Consider the following 24,169-nt stretch of genomic DNA (forward strand, 5'->3'; position numbering starts at 1 on the left):
GTTTTTAGGTTTAATGGATTAATAGATTATTATTGTTTTATTATTTTTTTTGTAATTGTTCCTTTTTCTGTTTCAATAGTTATCAAGTATAATCCAGGTTTATAAAAACTCATATCTATTTTTTCAACAGATTGATTAATTTTATAAATGGTTTTCCCAATAATGTTAGAGACTTGGACACTTTTTATATTGTTGATTAAAGAAATATTTAACTCATTTAAAACCGGATTTGGAGAGAGTTTTACATCTAATAGCAAATCTTGATCTTCCAAACTAAGTGAAACGCAATCAGTACTATAATTTGTTGATGCATCCTTGTACCAAGTCCCATTAGTAACGTTAGCTTCTGCTTGTGTTACATCGTCCACCTCGATGCAATTTAAATTAGGATTTAACGATGTACTTAAGCTTTGTAAAATCCCATTGGCTCCATTTTTAATATTTAAGGTTGACAGATTATTACTATACATATAAACCTCCAGCAGTTTATCATGGTTACTTAAATCTAAATTTTCAATATTATTATACGATAATACTAAAGTTTCTAAATCTAGATTATTTGATAAATCTATAGACGTAAACTTAAAACCTGGATAAGGATCAAAAACATTCAGCAGTTTAAGATTGGGTAAATTAGAATAATCCATACTAGATATTCTATTAGCTCCCATCCACAATCTTTCTAAAAGAGTATTATTACTTAAATCTAAACTAGACAAACTACAATAAAACAGATTTAATTCTTTAAGCAATGTATTGGCTGAAAGATTTAAACCAGATAAAGCAACGCCACTATGATAATAATACTCCAACAAGGGATTTTGCGTCAAATCTACACTAATCACCTGTGTGTTTTCTAACGAAAGTAAATACAAATTAGGGTTTTGTGTTACATTCACATTAGATAAATTTGGATTAGAACCAACATCTAATGCTTGTAAATTATTAAAATCACTAACATCTATAGTTGCTAAGTTAGAACTATCTAAATTGATATTCTCTATTACATTACTGCTAGCAAAACTTACTGAAGTTATTTGGTTAAAATCTGCATATAATTGCTTTAAATTAGTATTCCCAGTTAAATCTAAAGCTCCTGACAAACTGCAATATTGGGCACTAAGCGTCTCTAAATTCGATAAATTAGAAATATCTATACTACCTAAAGAATTATTACTAATATTTAAATATATAAGATTAGTAAAACTATTAATACCTGTTAAATCTGAAATATCAACGTTCAACAAACTAAGAAAAGTAATAGACTCGGCATCACTGTTTAAAATATCACCAGTTAATCCATTAGAGTCTATACCTAAATTTATCAATGATTGCTCAAAATTAGAATCAGGTATTAGTGTCGTGGACTGGCTAAAAGTTAAACTTGTATATAAAAGTATAATAAAAGTAATTTTTAATTTCATAGCTGTTGTTTTTTTAAATGTTTCTTATAAAGCCCAGTATTCTATTTCTAGACTATGGGCTTTAAGATTAATAGCAAATCTTCATTAATTACGCATGAAGAATAATACCTCATTATTTATAAAATAAAGCGGTTGGTTACCTAACAAGAACAAAATTACAAGTGTCTTGAAGACATTTAACCATACTAAAGTTTGGTTTTTTATTTATATTGTGATGGTAAATTGCGCTAATGAAATACTTAACCTTACTTTTTTTTCTTCAATTAAACATCTCCTTTTGTCATAGTCAAACAACGACCATGGACTCATTTAAAATCCATGAAAATATTTACCTATTGGATAGCATATATAGTAATGAAGATGCAACAAACATAGTTAACCATTATAACAGTGGTCATTTCAAGACTCCGTTAGGAAACGATATTTATCACAATTTTAAGAACAATATTAACTATTGGATTTACTGCGATTTACGAGAACAAATAAACGAGAAACGCTACCTAACTTTATGGAATCATTATTACCAAGCAGTAGAAGTTTTTTATCTAAAAAACAATTCTTTAAAAAGAATACACCAAGTAAATAGATTTAAAAATTTTGGTTTTTTACACACCTATTTTAGGTTGCCTACATGGACAATTTTACCAAATAAAAATAATAAAATTTTTATAAGATTTAATAACAGTAGATCCTTGAGCTCCATCAAATTACTTTATCAAACCGAAAACCAGTTTTTAAAATTTGTTCAAAAAGATACTATTGCAACTACTGTTTTAGTTACATTTTTAATTGTCCTTATTATACTAAACCTAATTTTCTTTCAAAAAGAAAGTACAACCCATTATTTTTGGTATGGCTTCTTCATATTTTTTAATATCGTAGATTTTCTGGCCTACAAAGGATATGGCCCAATGATTTTTTGGTCAGAAAGCAAATTCTTAATTACTAACTTTAGGACAATAGCACAATGCTTAAGCATAGTTTGCTTACTATTATTTATTAATAGTTTTTATGGAAAGTATAGAATTAACAAGATTATTAAATTATGTTTCAAAATTTGTATTGCATCAAACATATTATGTTTAGGCTTATTTACTTTTGAATATTATACTGCATATTTTGAAAACTTAAAATTTACAATAATCCCTTTCTTAAGATTACAAACTTTACTACTAATTATATTCCATATTGTTTTAGCCATAAAAGGTAAAATTCCAAAATATTTAGGATTAGCTTTTTCGATGCCACTTTTTCTTGTTCAAATTAATTTTTTCTATAATCCAAGAGTTAACATAACCATTAATCAAGCCTTAATATTTGATAATTTACAATACATAGCAGTTGCTATTGAAATAATAGCGATAAGTTATTTTATAATCACTGAAATTATAAAAGAGAAACACAGAGCTACAACACTGAAAAAAGAAAACTTAATATTAAAAAACAACTTCCAAGAAAATTTATTAAAACTTAAAACTGATGAAAAAAATAGATTACTAGCAAATGTTCACGATAGTTTTGGAGGTTATTTAGAAGCACTTAAATTAACCTTTTCAAACCAAAATAAATCTACGACAGACAAAACTAAAATCATTCTAGACGCCTTTTATACAGAATATCGTCAACTTTTAAATTCACTTTACACACCTGAAGTGAATACTGAAAATTTTAATGAAAATTTAGAAGAATTTTGTCTTAAACTAGATAAGCTTACTCCATTAAAAATAGAATTAAATTTTGAAATTAAGGACCATGTAATACCGCAAGACAAGTGCTATCACATGTACAATATCATCTCAGAACTTGTCACTAATGCAATTAAGCATGCCAATGCAACAAATATTAAAGTTAACTTAATTAAAATTAAGTCTAATATATTACTATCTGTCTCAGATAATGGAAAAGGTCTTGAAACAAATAAAAATGGATATGGATATGGTTTAAAGAATGTAACTTCTAGAACAGAATTATTAAACGGAAACTTATCTATAATTTCGGATAAAAAAACAGGAACACAAATACAAATAGAAATACCTATATAATGGATACAGACCAAATCAAAATTATTATAGCAGATGATAATAAGTTTTTTGCGCAAGCACTAAAAGAAAGCTTAGAGAAAAATCCAAAATTAAAAATTATTAAGATGTTCTATCAATTGGACGATTTAGCAAACAACTGTAGTTCGTTTTACTTTGACATACTAATTTTAGATATTAACTTTAAAGGTGAAAATTCATTATTAATAATTGATCAATTAAAATCTAAATTAAATGTTTTTAAAATTATAATTCTTACAACTCTAGTCAATAATTACACAAAAAAGCTGGCTGCATCAAATGGTGTTTTTAACTTTAAAAGTAAAGACGAAACATTGCACAACTTTGATTTAGAGCTAATAAAAATTGTAAAGCATGAAGACAATAATAACACACAAAAAGTTTACTATAAAAAAACATCTATTGCTTCAGTTAAACTTACAGATACTAAAATTAATATTTTACAAGAACTTTACACATCTGCTTCATTAAACGAAGAATTAATAGCTAAAAAACTTAATATAAGTATCGCAACATTAAAAACACACAAGCAACAATTATTTGCTTTAACTGGAACTAAAAATGTAAGCCATTTAATTAAATTTGGAATAAAAAACGGAATTATTTTACCTTAAATAAACATTAGCTACTTTAATAAAATATTATTAAACGTATTTTTGCAAAACAACTAAATTTTGAAACAAAACAATTTATGAGCAAAGTAGCAGTAATAATGGGAAGCAATAGTGATATGCCAGTCATGCAAGACGCTATTGATATATTAAAAGAATTTAAAATAGACATAGAAGTTGATATTGTATCAGCACATCGTACACCAGAAAAACTATTTGATTTTAGTAAAAACGCTCATAAAAGAGGCATTAGCGTCATTATTGCTGGTGCAGGTGGTGCAGCACATTTACCAGGTATGGTAGCCTCTTTAAGTCCATTACCAATTATTGGAGTGCCAGTAAAAAGTAGTAATTCTATAGATGGATGGGACTCGGTATTATCCATACTACAAATGCCAGGAGGTGTTCCTGTTGCTACTGTTGCATTAAATGGAGCAAAAAACGCAGGAATATTAGCTGCACAAATTATAGGTGCATCTGATGCATCAGTATTGGATAAAATTATAGCTTACAAAGAAGCTTTAAAAGTAAAAGTAGAGCAAGCTTCAAAAGATATTAAATAGTTAAAAACAGAAAACCCCAACTAGGTTGGGGTTTTCAATCGCTATTAATCTTTCTATATGTGGACATATATTCTCACATCAAAAAAACTTATGTCAAAGTTGCAACTTAAGCCTCTATATGTACAATTAACAGCCAATAAAATTAGAGGTTTCGACAAACAACACTTTTATCGGTTTAACAATAGTTTATAATAAAAAAAAAGCCCCAAACATAAGTCTGAGGCTTCCATCGCTATTATTTTCTATTTATGAGAATGTATACTCATATCCAAAAAACAGTTGCAAAAAAGTATGTTTTCTTACAAAAGCAACCAACATTTTGTATTATTTTAGAATATTAGTTAAAGAGTCTTAATAAATCGTTAAATAACAAGATATAAAAAAAAAGCCTCAGACATGTCTGAGGCTTTTTATCGCTATTAATCAATAATTTTTATGTGAGTAACCAACTCACGGGAAAAAATCATTTGCAAAAATAATCATTTAAATAATTAATATGCAATAAAAATATTAATTTTAACATCAAAAATTTTACTATAACGTTATAATGAATACACTTTTAAACAATTTTAGCACAAAATTTAACACTCCACCTTTTCAATCTATAAAAAATAAGGACTTTAAACCTGCCATTTTAAAACTAATTGAGGATACTAAGTTAGAGATAGAGACGATTATAAAAACTACTGACGCTCCTACTTTTAAAAACACAATCGAAGCTTTAGAGTTTTCTGGACAACAACTAGATCGTGTAACCAGTATATTTTTTAATCTTAACTCCGCAGAGACTAATGATGACCTTCAAAAAATAGCACAAGACATCTCTCCTATTTTAACCGAGTTTGGGAATGATATAACATTAAACGAAGCGTTATTTAAAAAAGTAAAACACGTTTACGACAATAAAGATAGTCTTGATTTAAATATAGAACAGACTACATTATTGGATAAAAAATATAAAAGCTTTTCTAGAAATGGAGCAAATCTTCCTGAAGATAAAAAGCAAAAACTAAGAGCTATTGACAAACAATTAGCTAGTTTAAAATTAAAGTTTGGAGAAAACATTTTAGCAGAAACCAATGCTTTCGAAATGCTAATCACCAATGAAGCTGATTTATCAGGATTACCAGAAGGTGCAATTGAAGCTGCAAAACAATTAGCAGAGTCTAAAAACAAAGCGGGTTATTTAATAACTTTAGATTACCCAAGTTATATACCATTTATGACGTATGCAGATAATAGAGCATTACGTAAAAAATTAGCGTTAGCTTTTGGAGCCAAAGGATTTAATAATGACAAATTAGATAACCAACAAAACGTTTTAGACATTGCTAGACTGCGTTTTGAACGTGCTAATTTATTAGGTTATGACACACATGCACATTTTGTTTTAGAAGAACGCATGGCTCAAACTCCGGAAAAAGTAAATACCTTTTTAGAAGACTTATTAGTTAAAGCAAAACCTGCTGCTTTGCGTGAGTTTGCAGAATTAGAAGATTTTGCAAAAGAACTTGATAACTTAGATCGATTAGAAAAATGGGATTCCGCGTACTATTCTGAAAAATTAAAACAAAAACTATTTAATTTAGATGATGAGCAACTTAAACCTTACTTTAAATTAGAAAATGTTATTGATGGTGCCTTTCAAGTTGCAAATAAATTATTTGGACTTCAGTTTAAAAAAATTGACACAATAGATAAGTACCATGAAGATGTTATGACCTATGAAGTTTTAGATGAAAACAATCAATTAGTTTCCATATTTTATGCTGATTTTTTCCCTAGAGCAGGAAAAAGAAATGGTGCATGGATGACATCCTTCAAACCACAATTTATTAAAGATGGCATAAACCAAAGACCACAAATATCTAACGTATGCAACTTTACAAAACCAACTAAAAGCAAACCGTCATTACTAACGTTTAATGAAGTTACTACATTATTTCACGAGTTTGGTCATGGATTACATGGTATGTTAGCCAACACAACTTACCCAAGTTTATCTGGTACAAGTGTGTTTTGGGATTTTGTAGAGCTACCTAGTCAAGTTTTAGAAAACTGGTGTTATGAGAAAGAAGCTTTAGAATTATTTGCTAAACATTACCAAACTGGAGAAATCATTCCAATGGATTTAGTCCAAAAAATTAAAGAAAGTGCCACATTTCAAGAAGGAATGCAAACCCTTAGACAACTAAGTTTTGGTTTATTAGACATGAGTTGGCATGGTATAAACCCAACAGACATTACTAATGTTAAACAACATGAAAACAAAACCTTTAAAGACACAAACCTGTATCCTGATGTTAAACAGAATTGTATGAGTACTGCTTTTGCGCATATTTTTCAAGGTGGTTATTCCTCTGGATATTATAGCTACAAATGGGCAGAAGTCTTAGATGCAGATGCGTTTGACTACTTTAAAGAAAAAGGTATATTTAATAAAGAAGTAGCAACAAAATTTAAAGACAATGTATTATCTCAAGGTGGTACAGATAATCCAATGGTATTATACAAACGTTTTAGAGGTCAAGAACCTAAACCTGAGGCACTATTAAAACGCGCAGGACTAATAAAGTAATTTAGTTATAATAATTTAAAATCTGCCATTCTTGACTACGTTTAAGAATGGCTTTTTTTGTTTAAAAAAATAAACTTTCAATAATTACTGAAAGTTTAAAAATTATTAATATATTTGTAACATGGAATATCAAGAAGCAAAAGATAAATTTATTAGTACTTGGGGAAGTTTAGGTTCACTTTGGGGAATAAACAAAGCTATGGCGCAAATACAAGCGCTTCTTTTTATTTCTACTAAACCATTATCCATGGAAGAGATTATGGAAGATCTTAAAATCTCTAGAGGAAATACTAGCATGAATTTAAGACAATTAATGGATTGGGGAATTGTAACCAAAACATTAGTGGCTGGTGAACGTAAAGAGTTTTTTACTACTGAAAAAGATGTACAAGAATTAGCTAGGATTGTTGCTGTGGAACGTAGCAGAAGAGAAATTAAACCTGTAGTCAAAGTTTTAGATGAAGTTTCAAGTATTAAAGATGATGGCACTGCAAAAACTAAAGAATTAATCAAACAGACAAAAGCACTTCACGAGTTAACAGAAACTATGGACGTGATGATAAATAAATTAGTAAATCAAAAACAAAATTGGATTACTAAATCTTTACTTAAACTATTTAAATAAAAAAATTTACAATTAACTTTCAATAATTTCTGAAAGTTTTATAAAATCAATAATCATGAGAAATATATTCACATTTAACCTAATCACCTATTTATTTGTCCTTTTATTATTCTTAGTAGAAATAGTATATGGCGTACTTGCACAATTAGTTCTAGGTGTAATACAATTAATTATAGCAATATATCTACAAACTATATCATACCAATATTCTAAAACAAACAAAAAACTTTTAAGTTACTATTGGATACAAATAGCTATTTGGCTTATTGCTTTTGTTCTGTTTGCAAACCTATTAACTCTAAAAGATTACAACGCTATTTTTCTATTTATAATCCCAATGTGTATTGGCTTATACTTGGTGTTTGTTAATTACCAGCTATCCAAAGAGTCCTAAGGTTAATTTTAAGATTATGAAAAACGTATATCAAGTCAATTATTGGTCAGTCTTAATAACCATATTACTTAGTTTAACCTTTTGGGGCGGAATAATAGCGTTGCCTATTTTAGGAACTATACAAATAGTAATAAGCCTAATTATAATTAACAAATTTAAAACGCTAACTAAAGCAAACCGAATACTTTTTACTAGCTACACAGTGTTAACAGTGTTTCTGATTATATTTTTTAAACAATTAAAAGGTGAAGAATTAGGTGTTTTATTTATGTGGGCAATAGTGTCCTTATTCCTAGCTTGTTTCCATTTATATATAACCTATAATATCTCAAAATCATGACAATTCAAATTCCAAATTGGTTAATAATTTTAGGAGGCTGTGGCCAAATATTCACTGCTCTGATCTATCCTTATATCCGTCATAACGTTTTTGATTGGTATAATGATGTCAAACAACTAAAACCGTTAAATCAAGAAATTGCTAAAACTTATGGGCGTTATATCCAAGGTTTAAATTTCTCTTTTGGAGTAATAGCAATTCTAATACCTACAGATTTAAAAAACGGAACACACTTAGCAATCGCATTAACAGGACTAATTGCGGCGTATTGGGTTGGTAAAGTAGCAACACAAATTGCTTATTATCCTATGTATGACATTCCGAAAAAAACAATCTTTAAAATTGGAAGTTACTTTATGAACACCCTATTTGTGACATTCGCAATTATATATACTTGGTTATTCATTTTAAATATTTGTAATTAATTAAAACGCAGGACTTATGAAAACAATACTCACAACGCAAGTTGAACAGTCAGAACAAAACAGAATAGAAATGGTTGACTTTTATAACGAAGCAACAGAAGACTATGAGTTTTGGAGTAAAGCTAATATTATTCATTTTGACTATTCCTCACCTTCTAACAAACTATTATAACGGTTCTTTCAACCCTTTGCTATCCAGTTTACATATCAAAGTTTTAGCTATTCCATTATTTAGATGTAAAAAAACGTAATTACTTAATTGTAATTTTAGTATTTTTAGCCCGAAAAAGAAATCTTAAACATGTCAGATCACACAATTAATCCTAATAAATGGATAGATTTATACAGCGACTACCTCTTTAATTACACCATTACACGTGTAAATGACAGAGCAATAGCGCAAGACTTAGTTTCTGACACTTTTCTAGCTGGTCTAAAAAGTATGAAAAACTTTAAAGGAGAAGCTAGTGAGCGTACTTGGCTAGTATCTATTTTAAAAAGAAAAGTCATTGACCATTACCGTAAATCTAATTCTAATAAAGGTAAAGCTGAAGTTAGAATGTCTTACAATTCTGATAGCGAAACAGAAGGTGATTGGTTAGAAGAGCGCGTTGCAGATCCTTTTGATAAAACTGCAGAAGACCAAATTGAAAATACTGAATTAGCCAGCGCAATTGATGATTGCCTGTCTAAATTACCAAAAAAACAAGCTCAAATATTTGAAATGAAAACCATTTTAAATTATGAAACCGAAACAATTTGTAATGAATTAGAAATAACTGCGTCTAATCTTTGGGTAATAATCCACAGAGCAAGAACTGCTATGGCAGGTTGTTTAGAAAAAAATTGGTTTTAATTATGTTTATGAAAAAATTTATGATTTCTTGTGAGGAATCAGGACATATCTGCGATAAAGCTCAGTATCACGAAGCTACTATTTTAGAAAAAGTGAAGTTTAAATTTCACACATTTATGTGTGCGGTTTGCAGACAGCACTCTAAAAACAATACTAAGTTAACGCATTTAATAAATAGCATAAAAGGAAACCAATTATCGGTAACCGAAAAAAAAGAACTTAAATCTTCTTTTGACAAAGAATTACAGAAGCATCAGTAACATCCAAAATATAGGTAGGGCTTCTACCCAAAACGATGTATAATAGGTGTTTCTATTTTGATTAGCAAAATAGATAAACAAGCACAAACTTACACTTACAATACCTTGCTGTAGCACTCCCAAAACAGAGATACTGTCCTTAAAAAATTCTGAAAAATAGAAAATTAAAACAAAAGCAAAACCTAATAACTTAGTGCGTTTTACGCCTATTTTTTGTGGTATGGTAGCCAACTTTAAACTATCATAGCTTAAATCTCTTATTTCAAAAGGCAGCATTAGTGCTATAACCAAAATAAAATTTTGACAAATTGTAATAATAGCATCTTGATTAAATACTCCATTGTTATCTAATAGTGGTAAGACTACCGTAACACCACTCCAAACCAAAGCAATAACATACACCTTTAAACCACTAATATCCCTTAAGTTTTGTTGCGTATCTAAATACCATTTTTTTGGTAAAAAAGGTATGGCGTATAAAAATGTAACAACACCAAAACCTAGAATTAACAAGACAGTGTTTTGTTGTAATTGCAACCCAAAATACAACATCAAACTAAAGCATATAAAAGAGAACAGTTGTATAACTTTTAACCAATTAGCCAAACTACGATGGTGCCATTTAGCAATACCAAAATATTTTACAAAATTATAACCTGTTATAGTAGCAAAAAAATTAAAATAAAGGATGGTAGCGTCATAATTTATGTTCAACTTTTTTAAAGTAATCCAACTTAACGCATAGACTGCTAAAGCAACATGAATGCTACTATTTATGTAAAAATCTAAAAGCTGTTTTAGGACCTTCATTAGACAAAAATAATTAATCTGTTAATAAAGCAGCCGATTAGTTGAAAACTTTCAATTTTTAACAAAATTTTACTATTAGTTTTCGTTAATTTTGCAAACATTAAAAAACAACTATATTTTTTCTCAAACCTTGTAAAAAAGGTTAATAACAACACAACACAAATGAACACAAACGCATTCGCATTACGTCACATTGGTCCAAGAGAAAATGATCAAAAACTAATGCTTCAAACAGTAAACGCAGATACCATTGAACAATTAATATCTGAGACTGTTCCTGCTCCAATTCGTCTTGAAAAAGACTTACAGCTAGATGAAGCTATGACAGAATATGAGTATTCAAATCATATTAATAACCTGTCTAAACTTAACAAAACTTACAAAACCTATATTGGTTTAGGATACCATCCAACTATTCTACCTGCTGTTATACAACGTAACATACTAGAAAATCCAGGTTGGTATACAGCTTACACGCCTTACCAAGCCGAGATTGCTCAAGGTCGTTTAGAAGCATTACTAAATTTCCAAACTATGGTTACTGACCTAACAGGAATGGAATTAGCAAATGCATCTTTATTAGACGAAAGCACTGCTGCTGCAGAAGCAATGAGCTTGCTATTTGCTGTTAGAGAACGTGATCAGAAAAAAGCTGGAGTTTCTAAATTTTTTGTTAGCAATACTATTTTACCTCAAACCCTATCTTTATTACAAACACGTGCTACTCCAATTGGTGTAGAGTTAGTAATAGGTGATGAAACTACGTTTGATTTTTCTACAGACTTTTTTGGAGCAATACTACAGTATCCAGGTAAAGATGGTCAAATTACAGACATCAAAACCTTTATAGAAAAAGCTAACGCAAATAACATTAAAGTAGCAGTTGCTGCAGACATTTTAAGCTTAGTAAAATTAGAAGCTCCTGGTAAATTTGGTGCAGATGTTGTCGTTGGTACTACACAACGCTTTGGTATTCCAATGGGTTATGGAGGACCACATGCAGCATATTTTGCAACAAAAGAAGCTTACAAACGTGATATTCCTGGACGTATTATTGGTGTAACTAAAGATGCTAATGGTAACAGAGCTTTACGTATGGCTTTACAAACCAGAGAGCAACACATTAAACGCGACAAAGCAACCTCTAACATTTGTACAGCCCAAGTGTTATTAGCAGTTATGGCTGGTATGTATGCTGTGTATCATGGACCAAAAGGATTAACTTTTATTGCAAATCAAGTACATAATGCAACGTCAACATTAGCTAACGCCTTAACTAAAATGGGTATTGAGCAATTAAACAGTTCATTTTTTGATACACTTCAGGTTACAGCTAATGCTTCAACTGTAAAAACAATTGCAGAAAAGCACGAGGTTAACTTCTATTATCCTAATGACAATACGGTTACAATCTCAATCAACGAGACAACTTCTGTTAAAGATATCAATCAAATTATAGCAATTTTCGCTGAAGCGGAAACAAAGCCGACTACAACAATCGATAGTTTTACAGAAGCAAACAATATACAAAACAGCATACAACGTCAATCTGAGTTTTTAACTTTAGACGTGTTTAACACGCATCATTCTGAAACCGAATTAATGCGTTACATAAAAGGTTTAGAGCGCAAGGATTTAGCCTTAAACCACTCTATGATTTCTCTTGGATCTTGCACAATGAAGCTTAATGCTGCTTCAGAAATGCTACCATTAAGTTCTCCAAATTGGGGAAGCATCCATCCATTTGTTCCTTTAGATCAAGCTGAAGGTTACCAACAAATGCTAAAAGCATTAGAAGATCAATTAACTGAAATCACTGGTTTTGCAGGTACCTCTTTACAACCTAACTCTGGAGCTCAAGGTGAGTATGCTGGATTAATGGTTATTAGAGCGTATCACGAATCTAGAAACGATCATCATAGAAACATCTGTTTAATACCAAGTTCGGCTCACGGAACCAATCCTGCAAGTGCAGTAATGGCTGGAATGAAAGTGGTGGTTACTAAAGCTGATGAAGATGGTAATATTGATGTAGAGGATTTACGAGAAAAAGCCGAATTGCATAAAGACAATCTAGCTGCTTTAATGGTAACTTACCCATCTACTCATGGTGTTTATGAGTCTGGAATTAAAGCTATCACACAATTAATACACGATAATGGTGGTCAAGTCTATATGGATGGAGCCAACATGAATGCTCAAGTTGGATTAACTAATCCTGGAAATATTGGAGCAGACGTTTGTCACTTAAACTTACACAAAACCTTTGCTATTCCTCATGGTGGTGGTGGACCTGGCGTTGGACCAATTTGTGTTGCTAAACAATTAGTGCCATTTTTACCTGGTAATCCTGTTGTAAAAACTGGTGGTGATCAAGCTATAACTGCTATTTCTGCAGCTCCTTTTGGATCTGCTTTAGCATGTTTAATATCTTATGGTTACATAAAAATGTTAGGTGCTGAAGGATTGAAAAAATCAACCGAAATAGCTATACTTAACGCTAACTATATCAAACACAGATTACAAGGTGCTTTTGAAACTTTATACTCTGGAGAACAAGGTCGTGCAGCGCATGAGATGATTATAGATTGTCGTCCATTTAAAGAGCATGGTATTGAGGTTGTGGATATTGCAAAACGTTTAATGGACTATGGTTTTCATGCTCCAACGGTTTCTTTTCCAGTTGCAGGAACTATGATGATTGAACCTACAGAAAGTGAAAGTAAAGCAGAAATGGATCGTTTTTGTGACGCTATGATTTCTATTAGAAAAGAAATTGATGCTGCAACTAAGGATGACGATAATAATCCTTTAAAAAATGCACCTCATACATTAGCTATGTTAACAAGTGACGAATGGTTATTACCATACACTCGTGAGAAAGCTGCTTATCCTTTGGATTACGTGGTGGACAACAAGTTTTGGCCTTCTGTACGTCGTGTGGACGACGCTTATGGAGACCGAAATTTAATATGTACTTGTGCTCCAATTGAAGCTTATATGGATGCTAACTAAACGTTGGACATCGTAAATAATTAACCAATAAAATTGCCTTTAGTTTTTTACTGCTTATCTTAGCAGTTAAACAATTAAAGGCAATCCTTTTTTTATGAATATTAAGATTATTGGAACAGGAAGTTACATTCCAAGTACTATTGAAAAAAATGAAGATTTTTATAATCATGAGTTTTTAAATGCTGATGGTTCTAAAATAAATAGCACAAATGAAGTTATCGTTGATAAATTCAAAGCCATTACAGGTATTGAAGAAAGACGTTACATAAAATCAGAATTATTAAACTCTGACATTGCATTTTATGCAGCCGAAAAAGCAATTGCTGATGCTAAAATCGACAAAGAAACTTTAGACTATATTATTGTTGCCCACAATTATGGTGACATAAAACACAATACAGAACAAAGTGACACTGTCCCTAGTATAGCCTCACGTGTAAAACATTTATTACAAATTAAAAATCCTAAATGTGTTGGTTACGACTTACTATTTGGATGTCCAGGTTGGATAGAGGGTGTTATACAAGCCAATGCTTTTATTAAATCAGGAATAGCAAAACGCTGTTTAGTTATTGGAACGGAAACATTATCTCGCGTTGTAGATAAACATGACAGAGACTCCATGATTTATAGTGATGGCTCTGGAGCTGTAATTGTAGAAGAAACCAATGACGATAGTGGAATTATTGCACACGAGTCCGCTACCTATGCATTAGATGAAGCTCATTTTATCTTTTTTGGAGAAACCAATAATTTAGAATCTACTAGTCAACGTAGATACATTAAAATGTATGGTCGTAAAATTTACGAATTCGCTTTAACCAACGTGCCTTTAGCTTTAAAATCATGTTTAGAAAAAAGTGGCTACAACATAAATGATGTTAAAAAAATATTGATACATCAAGCTAACGAAAAAATGGACGAAGCTATCGTAAAACATTTTTACAAGCTACACGACATGAAAATGCCAGAAGGCATTATGCCAATGAGTATTAATACTTTAGGTAATTCTAGCGTAGCAACTGTACCTACTTTATACGATTTAATTTTAAAAGGTAAACTAAAAGACCAAGAGATTAATAAAGGTGATGTTATACTTTTTGCTAGTGTTGGTGCTGGTATGAATATTAATGCTATAGTTTACAAACAATAAAACGTCTGTATTTTATTATAAAACTAAATCATTTTTTTTGTGTACGAACAAACTTTTCCGCATAAACGCTTTAAACTAACGTATCAATTTTTAGAAAAACATATTTCTAAATCTGAAACAATTTTAGACTTAGGAGTAGAAAACCCATTTACTAAAATATTAAAAGACAATAGTTACAATGTTGAAAACACTAAAGGCGAAGATTTAGATTTTGATGTTTCAAGTATTAAAAACTCTCAAGCCACAGTCGTTACAGCTTTTGAAATTTTTGAACATTTATTAAACCCCTTTACTGTTTTACAAAGTATAAAAGCGGACAAATTAGTAATTAGCGTACCACTTAAATTATGGTTTTCTTCGGCTTACCGAAGCAAAACAGATCCTTGGGATAGGCATTATCACGAGTTTGAAGATTGGCAATTAGATTGGTTATTAGAAAAAACAGGTTGGAAAATTATTGACAGACATAAATGGACTAATCCCACCAAAAAAATTGGAATCAGACCTATTTTAAGATGGTTTACACCTAGATATTATATTATTTATGCTGAAAGAGCTTAAATAAAGCTAACTTTAAATTCTAATATTTTCTATTGTGAATTTCAGTATAATCATTCCTGCGCATAACGAAGCTTCGTCCATTGGAGTAACATTACAATCACTAGTCAATCAAACGTTGCCTCCTAAACAAATTGTGGTGGTTAATGACAATTCTACTGATAACACCAAAACTATTGTAGAAGACTTTCAAAAACAGTATAATTTTATTGATTTAGTCAATGTGACTTCATCTGACAAGCACTTACCAGGAACTAAAATAATCAATGCCTTTTATAAAGGCTATGAGGTCACAAATAAAAATTATGATGTGATTTGTAAATTTGATGCCGATTTAATTTTTCCTTTAAATTATTTAGAAACATTAGCCTTTCATTTTAATAAAGCTGCATCTATTGGCATGGTTGCTGGCTATTGTTATATCGAAAAAAATAACAATTGGGTTTTAGAATCTATTACTAGTAAAGATCACATAAGAGGAGCACTTAAAGCCTACCGAAAAGATTGTTTTGAAGCCATAGGACAATTAAAAAAATCTATGGGTTGGGATACCATTGACGAGCTTTTAGCAAAGTATAACAACTGGTCTATTGTCTTAGATGAAAGTTTACATGTTAAGCATTTAAAACCTACAGGAGCCAGCTACAATAAAGGAGCAAAACACCTGCAAGGCGAAGCCATGTATAAAATGCGTTATGGTTTTACACTGACGTTAATTACTGCTTTAAAAATGAGTGTAAAAAAGAAAAGCTTTAGATACTTTAAAGATTATATTGTTGGGTATTTAAAAGCCGCAAGTAATAAACCAGAACGCTTAGTTACCAAGGCAGAAGGACAATATATTAGAAATTTAAGATGGAAAGGTGTAAAGCAAAAATTATTTTAAAAGCTCCATCCTTTATAACTGCTTGATGCTTCAAGCCTATCTTCAATAGCGTCATCCAATTCTGAAAAGAAATCAATACCAGTTAATTGTTCTATATGATCTACAGAGGTTACAAATTTATATAAAGGTTGTTCAGACTCCATGTGTGGTAATAAAAAAGCAATCACTTTGGTAGTTCCATTATTATTGTCAATTAATACTTTATAAAACTGATTAGGAATAGACACCTCTTCCTCTCCTATTGTTTTTAATCCATTTTCTAAAACACCTCCTGTAACTACAAAAACACCATCGTATTTACTAGCCCAATAACGTGTTTTTTGTTCTAATCTATTCCAAACTCCTGCATTAAAATCGTGATTTTGAGGAGCGATATTACTAGTCAAAAAAGTTTCGTCATGTGCTTCTTGGCTATATTTTCTGTCTCCTGCTGGACAAAGGTGTCCACGATCGTAACCTGATTTTTTATAATTACGCCAATGTGCAGCACCTGTTTTTACAGCATGATCCACTTCAAAATAAGGACGTTTATAATCCGCATTACTTAAATGAGATTTTTTTAGTTCGTAAGCTACCCATTCTGCTTGTTCATGTGGCTCGCTATAACTTAAACTATAACCATTATGGTGTATAATTTGTCCAGTCGTGCTTGTTGGTAAAAAGTACTCGTTGGTATTGTTTTTTACTGTTGTACCTTGTATTACAGTGTCTATTTTATCCTTGGAATCTAAATAATTATTTACACCATACGATACTATAATTACTAAAGCTGTTAATATAGAATACTTAGTTTTATTAGACATTAACGTTTAATAAATTTAAGATTAACCAACTGTCCATTAGCCTTTGCTATTTTAGCAATATATACTCCTGAGTTTATGTTTGACAAATCAACTTCCTCAGATTCAATAGAATTTATAGTTTTAACATTTTGACCTAATAGGTTAAATACATTTATATTTTTAATACTATTCAGGTTTTCAATACCTTTAAATACTAAAGCATTTTTAGAACTATCAAAGTATACTAAAGACTGTGTGGTTATAAAATCTTCATTAGATAAAGTTTCTGATGATTGATATACAATAGAGAATCTAGACTCATCAACTCCTGACACTAAATTTAATGTTACAGGATTAGATTTAATATCGTGTAACGTATTAGTTTGATTATCTTTTAAATAGATTTTCTGATTTGTTGGAAAGTTCAAAGTTTCACTAATTTCAAAAGTAAAATTACCAGAATTTGAAATATCAATTCCTAAAGGAATCTCGTCTGAAACATCAAAAGTATTTAGACCTTGAATACTTAATCTTTGATCAGGAATAACCCAATATAAATCATTAGGCAAATCGTTAAACATTTTACTATCGTAACCTTTATCAAAATCTGTACTAGCATTATTATCATAACCTAAAGCAATAGTAGACTCGTTATCATTATTATCTTTAAACTTAAGCCAAAATTTAATACGGTTATCCGCTAAAGTTGCCTGAGCAGATCTAAAAAAAGTAGTTTCACCTGCAGCCTCTTTAGCAAAAATACGCTGATTATTATTAAAGATTATGGTTCCAGAATTGGCAATCTTTACAAAAAAACCTTGCGCTACAGCTACATTACTTGTTGGAGCCCCTTTAGTTGTTGTACCTCCATTTGTTGGAGGAGCAGGACTACCTATAGACGTTAACAAATTGTAAGTTGCATAACCACCTTTATAATTGGCTAAAATATGAGAGTTGTTAGATTCAAAATGTTCATAAAAATATAAAGTTCCGTCAAGTACTGATAAATTATCTGTAATAAACTGGTCAGCATCAATTGCTGATGGATAAGGATTTCCTATTAAAATTTGATTTCCGCCTAAGGCTGACACATTGTAATCGCCATCATTAGCTGTGCCTTTAAATACATAATTTTGATCCACAGATGGGAATGGAGATGGTGATACATTTCCAGATCCTTTCATTATATAACCCGTTGTTGGACTAAGTGGTGTGGTGGTTGAAATGTGATTCCATCCATAATAATTATCAATTAAATTATTAAAAGTATGCAACCAATAACTACTAATTTCTCCTGGCGAAGCCAAAGGATTAGCATCATAACCTGACGTAAAACCTACAGGACCAGCTTCGGTTTCTAAGAAACTTACTTGCCAATCTCCACCTCTATTAACTGGAGCACTCCAATAATTATAATTATATAAATTATAAGAACCTTGTTGTCTAATTTTTAAATCACCAGAACCAGAGTTTAAACTTGTTCCTGTATGTTTTTGAATAAGTTGTGCGTCGCCTAACAACTCTATAGTACCTTGATTTACAATACCATTTTCTACTTCTAATAAAATACCATCTTCAACTTGTAATGTAGCGCCTGATTGTACCTCAACGTCTCTAACAAAAGCATCTTCGGCTAAAAAGGCAGTACTTCCGGACTTAACAATTAACTTAAGGCATGAATCTGTATTATTTGGTGCATTTAATGCTCCAGACCCATTAAAGTATGTCGTACCATCCCAAACAATCGAATCTATATTTCTAAGTGTAAAATAATCTCCATCTGTAAAAGACACGCCTGTTGCTGTTGCTGTATTACCTGAAACTACTAAATTAAATATGGACGGACTTCCAAAATTACTATCATTATCTACAACTAATTGTAATGTATTACATTGAATACTACTAGCGATACTTGAAATATCAAAAGACACAGTAACTGTACCTAAATCTCCAACCTTACTAACACGCCATTTAGAATTTAACTGATTTGTATAAGTAGTGGTTTCACTTACCAATGTATATGCAGGATCTTTAGTTTGTTCTCCCCAAAACAAATAGTCTCCGTTTGATAAGGCTGAAGGCGAATTAATTGTTACAATTCCTGTTCCTCTAGAATCTGTATGATTACTTCCATCTGAAGCTTGACCAATTCCAGCTACATCAAAATCGAAGTTACCATTTACAGCGTTATCTTGAGTGTAAAAATCTACAGTACTATCTAAAGTTAAACCATATTTTGCTGTTAAGTAGTTTTGAATAATAACTCTTTCAGCAGTATTGATAAATTGGTTAAAAATAATAACCTCAGCAAAATCACCTTGATGAGATTGCCCTTCTGCATAATTAGCATCTACCGCATCTTGCTCTCCTGCTAATGAAAGACTTCCACCTGGAGTAATACTTGTTCCATTGTTATGATTAGCTGTTCTTTTTGAAACACCATCTAAGTATGATTTCAAACCAGTACCTGTATTTATCCAACTCATGTCTACCATATGCCAGGCACCATCGTTAGCATCAATATTTAAACCTGTATTGTTTGCACGATAGTACTGTAAATTACCACTATTAAATAGTAAATAATCATTATCACGTCCTATTGAATTATATGACAAAATACCATCACCTGAATCAGTAGTTTTATTAATGTAGAACGTAGTAATTTGTGTTGAAGGAAAGTCTGTAAAATTAGTTTTTCTTAAACGTCTATTACCAGCTTCAAATCTAACAACGTCATAACTATTAACAATATTAGTTTTAACTATTGGTCTAAATGTTGCGTCAGGCTGTGTTAATGAGTTTGCATTACCTGAAGTATCATCCCAAGTATCCAATACAGTGCCATCTGCTACAGAAAAACCATCTGGTTTTAACCATAACACTTGCGTTGTTGAATTACCAACACCACCTGGACCAGATTGAGAAAACAAATAAATGGGTAAAAATAATGCTACAAGCATTACTACTTTAAAGGGACTTTGAAACATGCTATTAATATTTAGGGACTACTAAAGTATAAAAACAAAAAACCTACTTAAAGCAATTAAGACTATGTTTAACATACATTTCGATAAAGCGTATTTTACATCGATGATTGTGGTTTTAACCACACCTCCAAAATTATAAGCACAAAAAAAACCACGAATTTACGTGGCTTTTTTCTGTAATAATTAACACTTTATTATTTATCGTCAGCTACTTTATTAAGCTTTTTTATTTCTTCATTATACTCTTCTCTAGCATCATCTACATCACCATCATCCATAATCTCTTCTTTATATTCTTCATTAGCTTTACGATTAATTTTGACATATTCATCAAAGGTTTCATTAATCTCTTCAACTAAGTCATCATAAGCTTCACTTAATTCTTCTAAATTTCTGACATTACGTTTTTCCTTTCCGTTTTGCTCCTTAATATATTCGTTATATTCTTTTTGAACGTCTTCAATATCTTCAGTGATTTCTTCTGTTTTCATCCAATCTGGTCGTGTACTTTGAAGTGACCCAATTATAGATCCCATGTTAGGTATCGCAGCTGATTTAGTTTTAAAGTCTGCATCTTCAATTTTTTTCATTTGAATGGAAAGCTTATTAAATCCATCCCATCCACTAATCTGCATTGCGTTTACTTTAGTATTTATAGATCTAGTGACAACATCTCCAGACTTGGTTGTTGCTGTATTACCATTAGACATATTTTTATTAGTCAATACTTTGTCTGAATTTGAAGACATTGCTTTTGAATTGGCGTCTAATTTAACGTCTTGACTAGTTTCTGAATCAGTCATATTAGATTGATTATTTTTTTTATCATCCATACAAGACGTAAATAGAAGTCCTGTTATTGTGATTAGTCCGATTGCATTTTTTAAATTTTTCATAATAATATTTTTGGTTTGAATCAAAGATATTAGACTTTTGAAATACTAAATCACAAAAAATTATAAAATAAGCATAAAAAAGAAGATTAAATTAACATTAATTTAATTAAAATGAGAACATAAGAACTTTTAATAAAACAAAATGTTAAATTCAACATATTAAAATGTGAATAATTCAAAAAATTAACAAATAATCGCAGACAAAAAAAAAAAAAAAAAAAAAAAAAGCCTTCCCAAACGGAAAGGCTATTCACTTATAAAAATAATTTTAAGCTACGACTTTAAACTAGCCAAGCTACTTTTTAATGTTTCTATTTTAGCTAAAGCATCTGCTTCTTTGTTACGCTCATTGGCAATTACTTGCTCTGGTGCTCCTGCAACAAAACGCTCGTTAGATAGTTTCTTTTGTACAGATTTAAGAAAACCTTCTGTGTACTTTAACTCTTCCGTTAGCTTAACAATTTCTGCTTCTACATCTATTGCACCATCCATTGGAATAAAGTACTCGTTAGATTTTACTCTAAAGGTTAATGCACCTTCAACAGGTTCATTTACATAATCGATAGCTTCTAAATTACCTAATTTTGCAATTACAGTATCAAACGCTGTATTTGAGTTTTCGTTATTTATAACTGAAAAACCAATCGCATCCTTAAAAGCGATGTTCTTTTCTTTTCTAACGGTTCTTATTCCAGAAATAACCTCTGAAGCAAATTCAAACTGTGCAATTAACTCTTTGTTTACTGGTTTAGCTTCAGGCCATTTTGCAACAATTAGTGCTTCTTCCGGAGTTCTTTCAGCAATATACTGCCAAATTTCTTCGGATAAGAAAGGCATAAATGGATGCAATATTTTTAAGTTATCCTCAAAAATAGACATCACTTTATTATATGTAGCAGCATCAATTGGTTGTTGATATGCTGGCTTTACAATCTCTAATAACCAACCACAAAAATCGTCGTAAACTAGTTTGTAAATAGCCATTAAAGCATCACTTAATCGGTATTTACTAAAGTGATCTTCAATTTCTAATAAAGCTTCACTAAACTTAGACTGGTACCAATCTAAAGCTATTTTACTAGATTCTGGTTGCGCAATAGTATCACTAACTTCCCATAAATTGGTTAAGTTAAAAGCGTTCCAAATTTTGTTTCCAAAACCTTTACCTTGTTGGCATAAGGCTTCATCAAACATTAAATCATTTCCTGCTGCACTACTTAATAGTAACCCAACCCTAACACCATCTGCACTATACTCTTCTATTAATTTTAAAGCGTCTGGCGAGTTACCTAAGGACTTACTCATTTTACGACGTTGCTTATCACGTACTAAACCTGTTAAATAGACATTGTTAAATGGTTTTTGGTCTTTATACTCATAACCTGCAATTATCATACGTGCAACCCAAAAGAATAAAATATCTGGTCCTGTTACTAAATCATTAGTAGGATAGTAATATTTAATTTCTTCGTTTTCTGGATTACGGATTCCATCAAAAACAGACATTGGCCATAACCAAGAGCTAAACCAAGTGTCTAAAGCATCTGTGTCTTGTTTTAAATCTTCTGCTTTTAAATCTGCTTTTCCTGTTACTTTTTGTGCTTTTTCAACAGCTAGTTCAATAGTTTCTGCAACTACAAAATCTTCTTTACCATCTCCATAAAAATAGGCAGGAATTTGTTGTCCCCAAAGTAATTGACGTGAGATATTCCAATCACGAATATTCTCCATCCAATGACGGTATGTATTTTCAAATTTCTTCGGAAATAACTTAATCTCAGCATCTTCTCCTAAAACAGCTTCGATTGCTGGCTTAACCAACTCTTCCATTTTTAAGAACCATTGGTCACTTAATCTTGGCTCGATAACAGCTTTTGTACGTTCTGAAGTCCCTACTTTATTCATGTGGGTTTCAGTTTTTACTAAAACACCTAATGTTTCTAATTCTTTAGCTACATTTTTTCTAGCCACAAAACGATCCTGACCTTCAAATTGTAATCCAAAGCTATTTAATGTTGCATCTTCATGAAAGATATCTATAACTTCTAATTTGTGCTTATCTCCAAGATTCTTATCGTTTTCGTCATGTGCTGGTGTAACTTTTAAACACCCAGTTCCAAATTCGATATCAACATAATCATCTTCGATTATAGGAATAACACGATTAGAAATTGGCACTATGGCTTTCTTTCCACGTAAGTGTGCAAAACGTTCGTCTTCTGGATTAATACAAATTGCTGTATCTCCAAATATAGTTTCAGGACGTGTGGTAGCAATAGTTAATGTATTGTCACTGCCTTCAATTTTATAATTTATGTAATATAGGTTTCCTTGACGCTCTTCGTGGATAACTTCCTCATCAGACAAGGTTGTTTTTGCTTCAGGATCCCAGTTTACCATGCGGTAACCTCTATATATTAATCCTTTGTTGTGTAAATCCACAAACACTTTAATTACAGCTTCAGACATGTCGTCGTCCATTGTAAATTTGGTACGATCCCAATCGCAAGAACATCCTAATTTTTTAAGTTGTTCAAGAATTACGCCTCCATATTCTTCTGTCCATTCCCAAGCATGTGCCAAAAACTGGTCTCTTGTCAGGTCATTTTTGTCAATACCTTGTTCTTTTAATTTAGCAACAACTTTAGCTTCAGTAGCAATTGATGCGTGATCTGTACCAGGTACCCAACAGGCATTTTTACCTTGTAAACGTGCGCGACGAATTAAAACATCCTGTATAGTATTATTAAGCATGTGTCCCATATGTAAGACTCCTGTTACGTTTGGAGGAGGAATTACAATTGTGTAAGGCTCTCTGTCGTCTGGTTCTGAATGAAAATAATTATTTTTCATCCAGTAGTCATACCACTTATTTTCTGCTTGTATAGCATTATATTTTGATGGAATTTGCATACTTTGGAATAGTTTTTGAAATATATCTTACAA

20 protein-coding genes are annotated in these 24,169 nt (G+C 31.0%); 14 read left to right on the forward strand and 6 right to left on the reverse strand.

The window, feature by feature from the left end:
• Window positions 1-29 precede the first annotated feature (29 nt).
• The gene (locus tag JM82_RS09495; protein ID WP_145002789.1) at window positions 30-1,424 is read right to left on the reverse strand and encodes a T9SS type A sorting domain-containing protein; all 1,395 of its coding nucleotides are present in this window, start codon (window positions 1,422-1,424) and stop codon (window positions 30-32) included.
• A 299-nt stretch (window positions 1,425-1,723) separates the two neighbouring features.
• Here JM82_RS09495 and JM82_RS09500 point away from each other — a divergent pair, with 299 nt between their 5' ends.
• The 10 genes from JM82_RS09500 (at window position 1,724) to JM82_RS09540 (ending at window position 10,136) form a co-directional block, all read left to right on the forward strand.
• Complete coding sequence (locus tag JM82_RS09500; protein WP_186439203.1) at window positions 1,724-3,466, forward strand: ATP-binding protein; 1,743 nt, start codon at window positions 1,724-1,726, stop codon at window positions 3,464-3,466.
• Entirely contained in the window at window positions 3,466-4,098 is a 633-nt protein-coding gene (locus JM82_RS09505) for a response regulator (protein WP_145002795.1), read from the forward strand. The genes JM82_RS09500 and JM82_RS09505 overlap by 1 nt, the downstream gene beginning before the upstream one ends.
• 77 nt (window positions 4,099-4,175) lie before the next feature.
• Entirely contained in the window at window positions 4,176-4,658 is a 483-nt protein-coding gene (gene purE, locus JM82_RS09510) for a 5-(carboxyamino)imidazole ribonucleotide mutase (protein ID WP_145002798.1), read from the forward strand.
• A 547-nt stretch (window positions 4,659-5,205) separates the two neighbouring features.
• Window positions 5,206-7,236, forward strand: coding sequence for a M3 family metallopeptidase (locus JM82_RS09515; RefSeq protein ID WP_145002801.1), 2,031 nt, complete (start codon window positions 5,206-5,208; stop codon window positions 7,234-7,236).
• Between the two features lie 121 nt (window positions 7,237-7,357).
• Entirely contained in the window at window positions 7,358-7,861 is a 504-nt protein-coding gene (locus JM82_RS09520; protein ID WP_028283705.1) for a GbsR/MarR family transcriptional regulator, read from the forward strand.
• A 55-nt stretch (window positions 7,862-7,916) separates the two neighbouring features.
• A complete protein-coding gene (locus JM82_RS09525; RefSeq protein ID WP_145002804.1) occupies window positions 7,917-8,255 on the forward strand; it encodes a hypothetical protein in 339 nt (112 codons plus the stop codon).
• Between the two features lie 336 nt (window positions 8,256-8,591).
• Window positions 8,592-9,020 carry a hypothetical protein gene (locus JM82_RS09530; RefSeq protein ID WP_145002807.1) on the forward strand — a complete coding sequence of 143 codons (429 nt, stop codon included), beginning with the start codon at window positions 8,592-8,594 and terminating at the stop codon, window positions 9,018-9,020.
• A gap of 16 nt (window positions 9,021-9,036) precedes the next feature.
• Entirely contained in the window at window positions 9,037-9,192 is a 156-nt protein-coding gene (locus tag JM82_RS16390; RefSeq protein ID WP_186439204.1) for a hypothetical protein, read from the forward strand.
• Window positions 9,193-9,321: 129 nt separating this feature from the next.
• Window positions 9,322-9,876 (forward strand): sigma-70 family RNA polymerase sigma factor, encoded by a 555-nt coding sequence (locus JM82_RS09535; RefSeq protein WP_145002810.1) that lies wholly within the window; start codon window positions 9,322-9,324, stop codon window positions 9,874-9,876.
• Between the two features lie 8 nt (window positions 9,877-9,884).
• Window positions 9,885-10,136, forward strand: a complete 252-nt coding sequence (locus JM82_RS09540; RefSeq protein ID WP_261375348.1) for a hypothetical protein — start codon at window positions 9,885-9,887, stop codon at window positions 10,134-10,136.
• On the opposite strand, the gene JM82_RS09545 is transcribed toward JM82_RS09540, so the two are convergent.
• Complete coding sequence (locus JM82_RS09545; protein ID WP_145002813.1) at window positions 10,119-10,946, reverse strand: hypothetical protein; 828 nt, start codon at window positions 10,944-10,946, stop codon at window positions 10,119-10,121. The two genes, JM82_RS09540 and JM82_RS09545, sit on opposite strands and share 18 nt — an antisense overlap.
• Window positions 10,947-11,108: 162 nt before the next feature.
• Between JM82_RS09545 and gcvP the strand changes: the two genes are divergently transcribed.
• The 4 genes from gcvP to JM82_RS09565 all read left to right on the forward strand — a co-directional run bounded on the left by gcvP (window position 11,109) and on the right by JM82_RS09565 (window position 16,558).
• The gene (gene gcvP, locus JM82_RS09550; RefSeq protein WP_145002816.1) at window positions 11,109-13,961 is read left to right on the forward strand and encodes an aminomethyl-transferring glycine dehydrogenase; all 2,853 of its coding nucleotides are present in this window, start codon (window positions 11,109-11,111) and stop codon (window positions 13,959-13,961) included.
• A 94-nt stretch (window positions 13,962-14,055) separates the two neighbouring features.
• Window positions 14,056-15,114, forward strand: coding sequence for a 3-oxoacyl-ACP synthase III family protein (locus JM82_RS09555; protein WP_145002819.1), 1,059 nt, complete (start codon window positions 14,056-14,058; stop codon window positions 15,112-15,114).
• A 39-nt stretch (window positions 15,115-15,153) separates the two neighbouring features.
• Window positions 15,154-15,675, forward strand: coding sequence for a class I SAM-dependent methyltransferase (locus tag JM82_RS09560; protein WP_145002822.1), 522 nt, complete (start codon window positions 15,154-15,156; stop codon window positions 15,673-15,675).
• 34 nt (window positions 15,676-15,709) lie between these two features.
• A complete protein-coding gene (locus tag JM82_RS09565; protein ID WP_145002825.1) occupies window positions 15,710-16,558 on the forward strand; it encodes a glycosyltransferase in 849 nt (282 codons plus the stop codon).
• Here the strand turns inward: JM82_RS09565 and JM82_RS09570 are convergent.
• The 4 genes from JM82_RS09570 to JM82_RS09585 all read right to left on the reverse strand — a co-directional run bounded on the left by JM82_RS09570 (window position 16,555) and on the right by JM82_RS09585 (window position 24,136).
• Window positions 16,555-17,361 carry a DNA/RNA non-specific endonuclease gene (locus JM82_RS09570; protein ID WP_145002828.1) on the reverse strand — a complete coding sequence of 269 codons (807 nt, stop codon included), beginning with the start codon at window positions 17,359-17,361 and terminating at the stop codon, window positions 16,555-16,557. The genes JM82_RS09565 and JM82_RS09570 overlap by 4 nt on opposite strands.
• A complete protein-coding gene (locus JM82_RS09575; RefSeq protein ID WP_145002830.1) occupies window positions 17,361-20,327 on the reverse strand; it encodes a T9SS type A sorting domain-containing protein in 2,967 nt (988 codons plus the stop codon). Before JM82_RS09575 ends, JM82_RS09570 begins: the two co-directional genes overlap by 1 nt.
• A gap of 194 nt (window positions 20,328-20,521) precedes the next feature.
• Entirely contained in the window at window positions 20,522-21,223 is a 702-nt protein-coding gene (locus tag JM82_RS09580) for a hypothetical protein (protein ID WP_145002832.1), read from the reverse strand.
• Window positions 21,224-21,496: 273 nt separating this feature from the next.
• On the reverse strand, window positions 21,497-24,136 hold the full coding sequence (locus JM82_RS09585; RefSeq protein ID WP_145002834.1) for a valine--tRNA ligase: 2,640 nt from the start codon (window positions 24,134-24,136) through the stop codon (window positions 21,497-21,499).
• Window positions 24,137-24,169 lie beyond the last annotated feature (33 nt).

The organism is Olleya sp. Hel_I_94, from assembly GCF_007827365.1.
Lineage (GTDB): Bacteria > Bacteroidota > Bacteroidia > Flavobacteriales > Flavobacteriaceae > Olleya.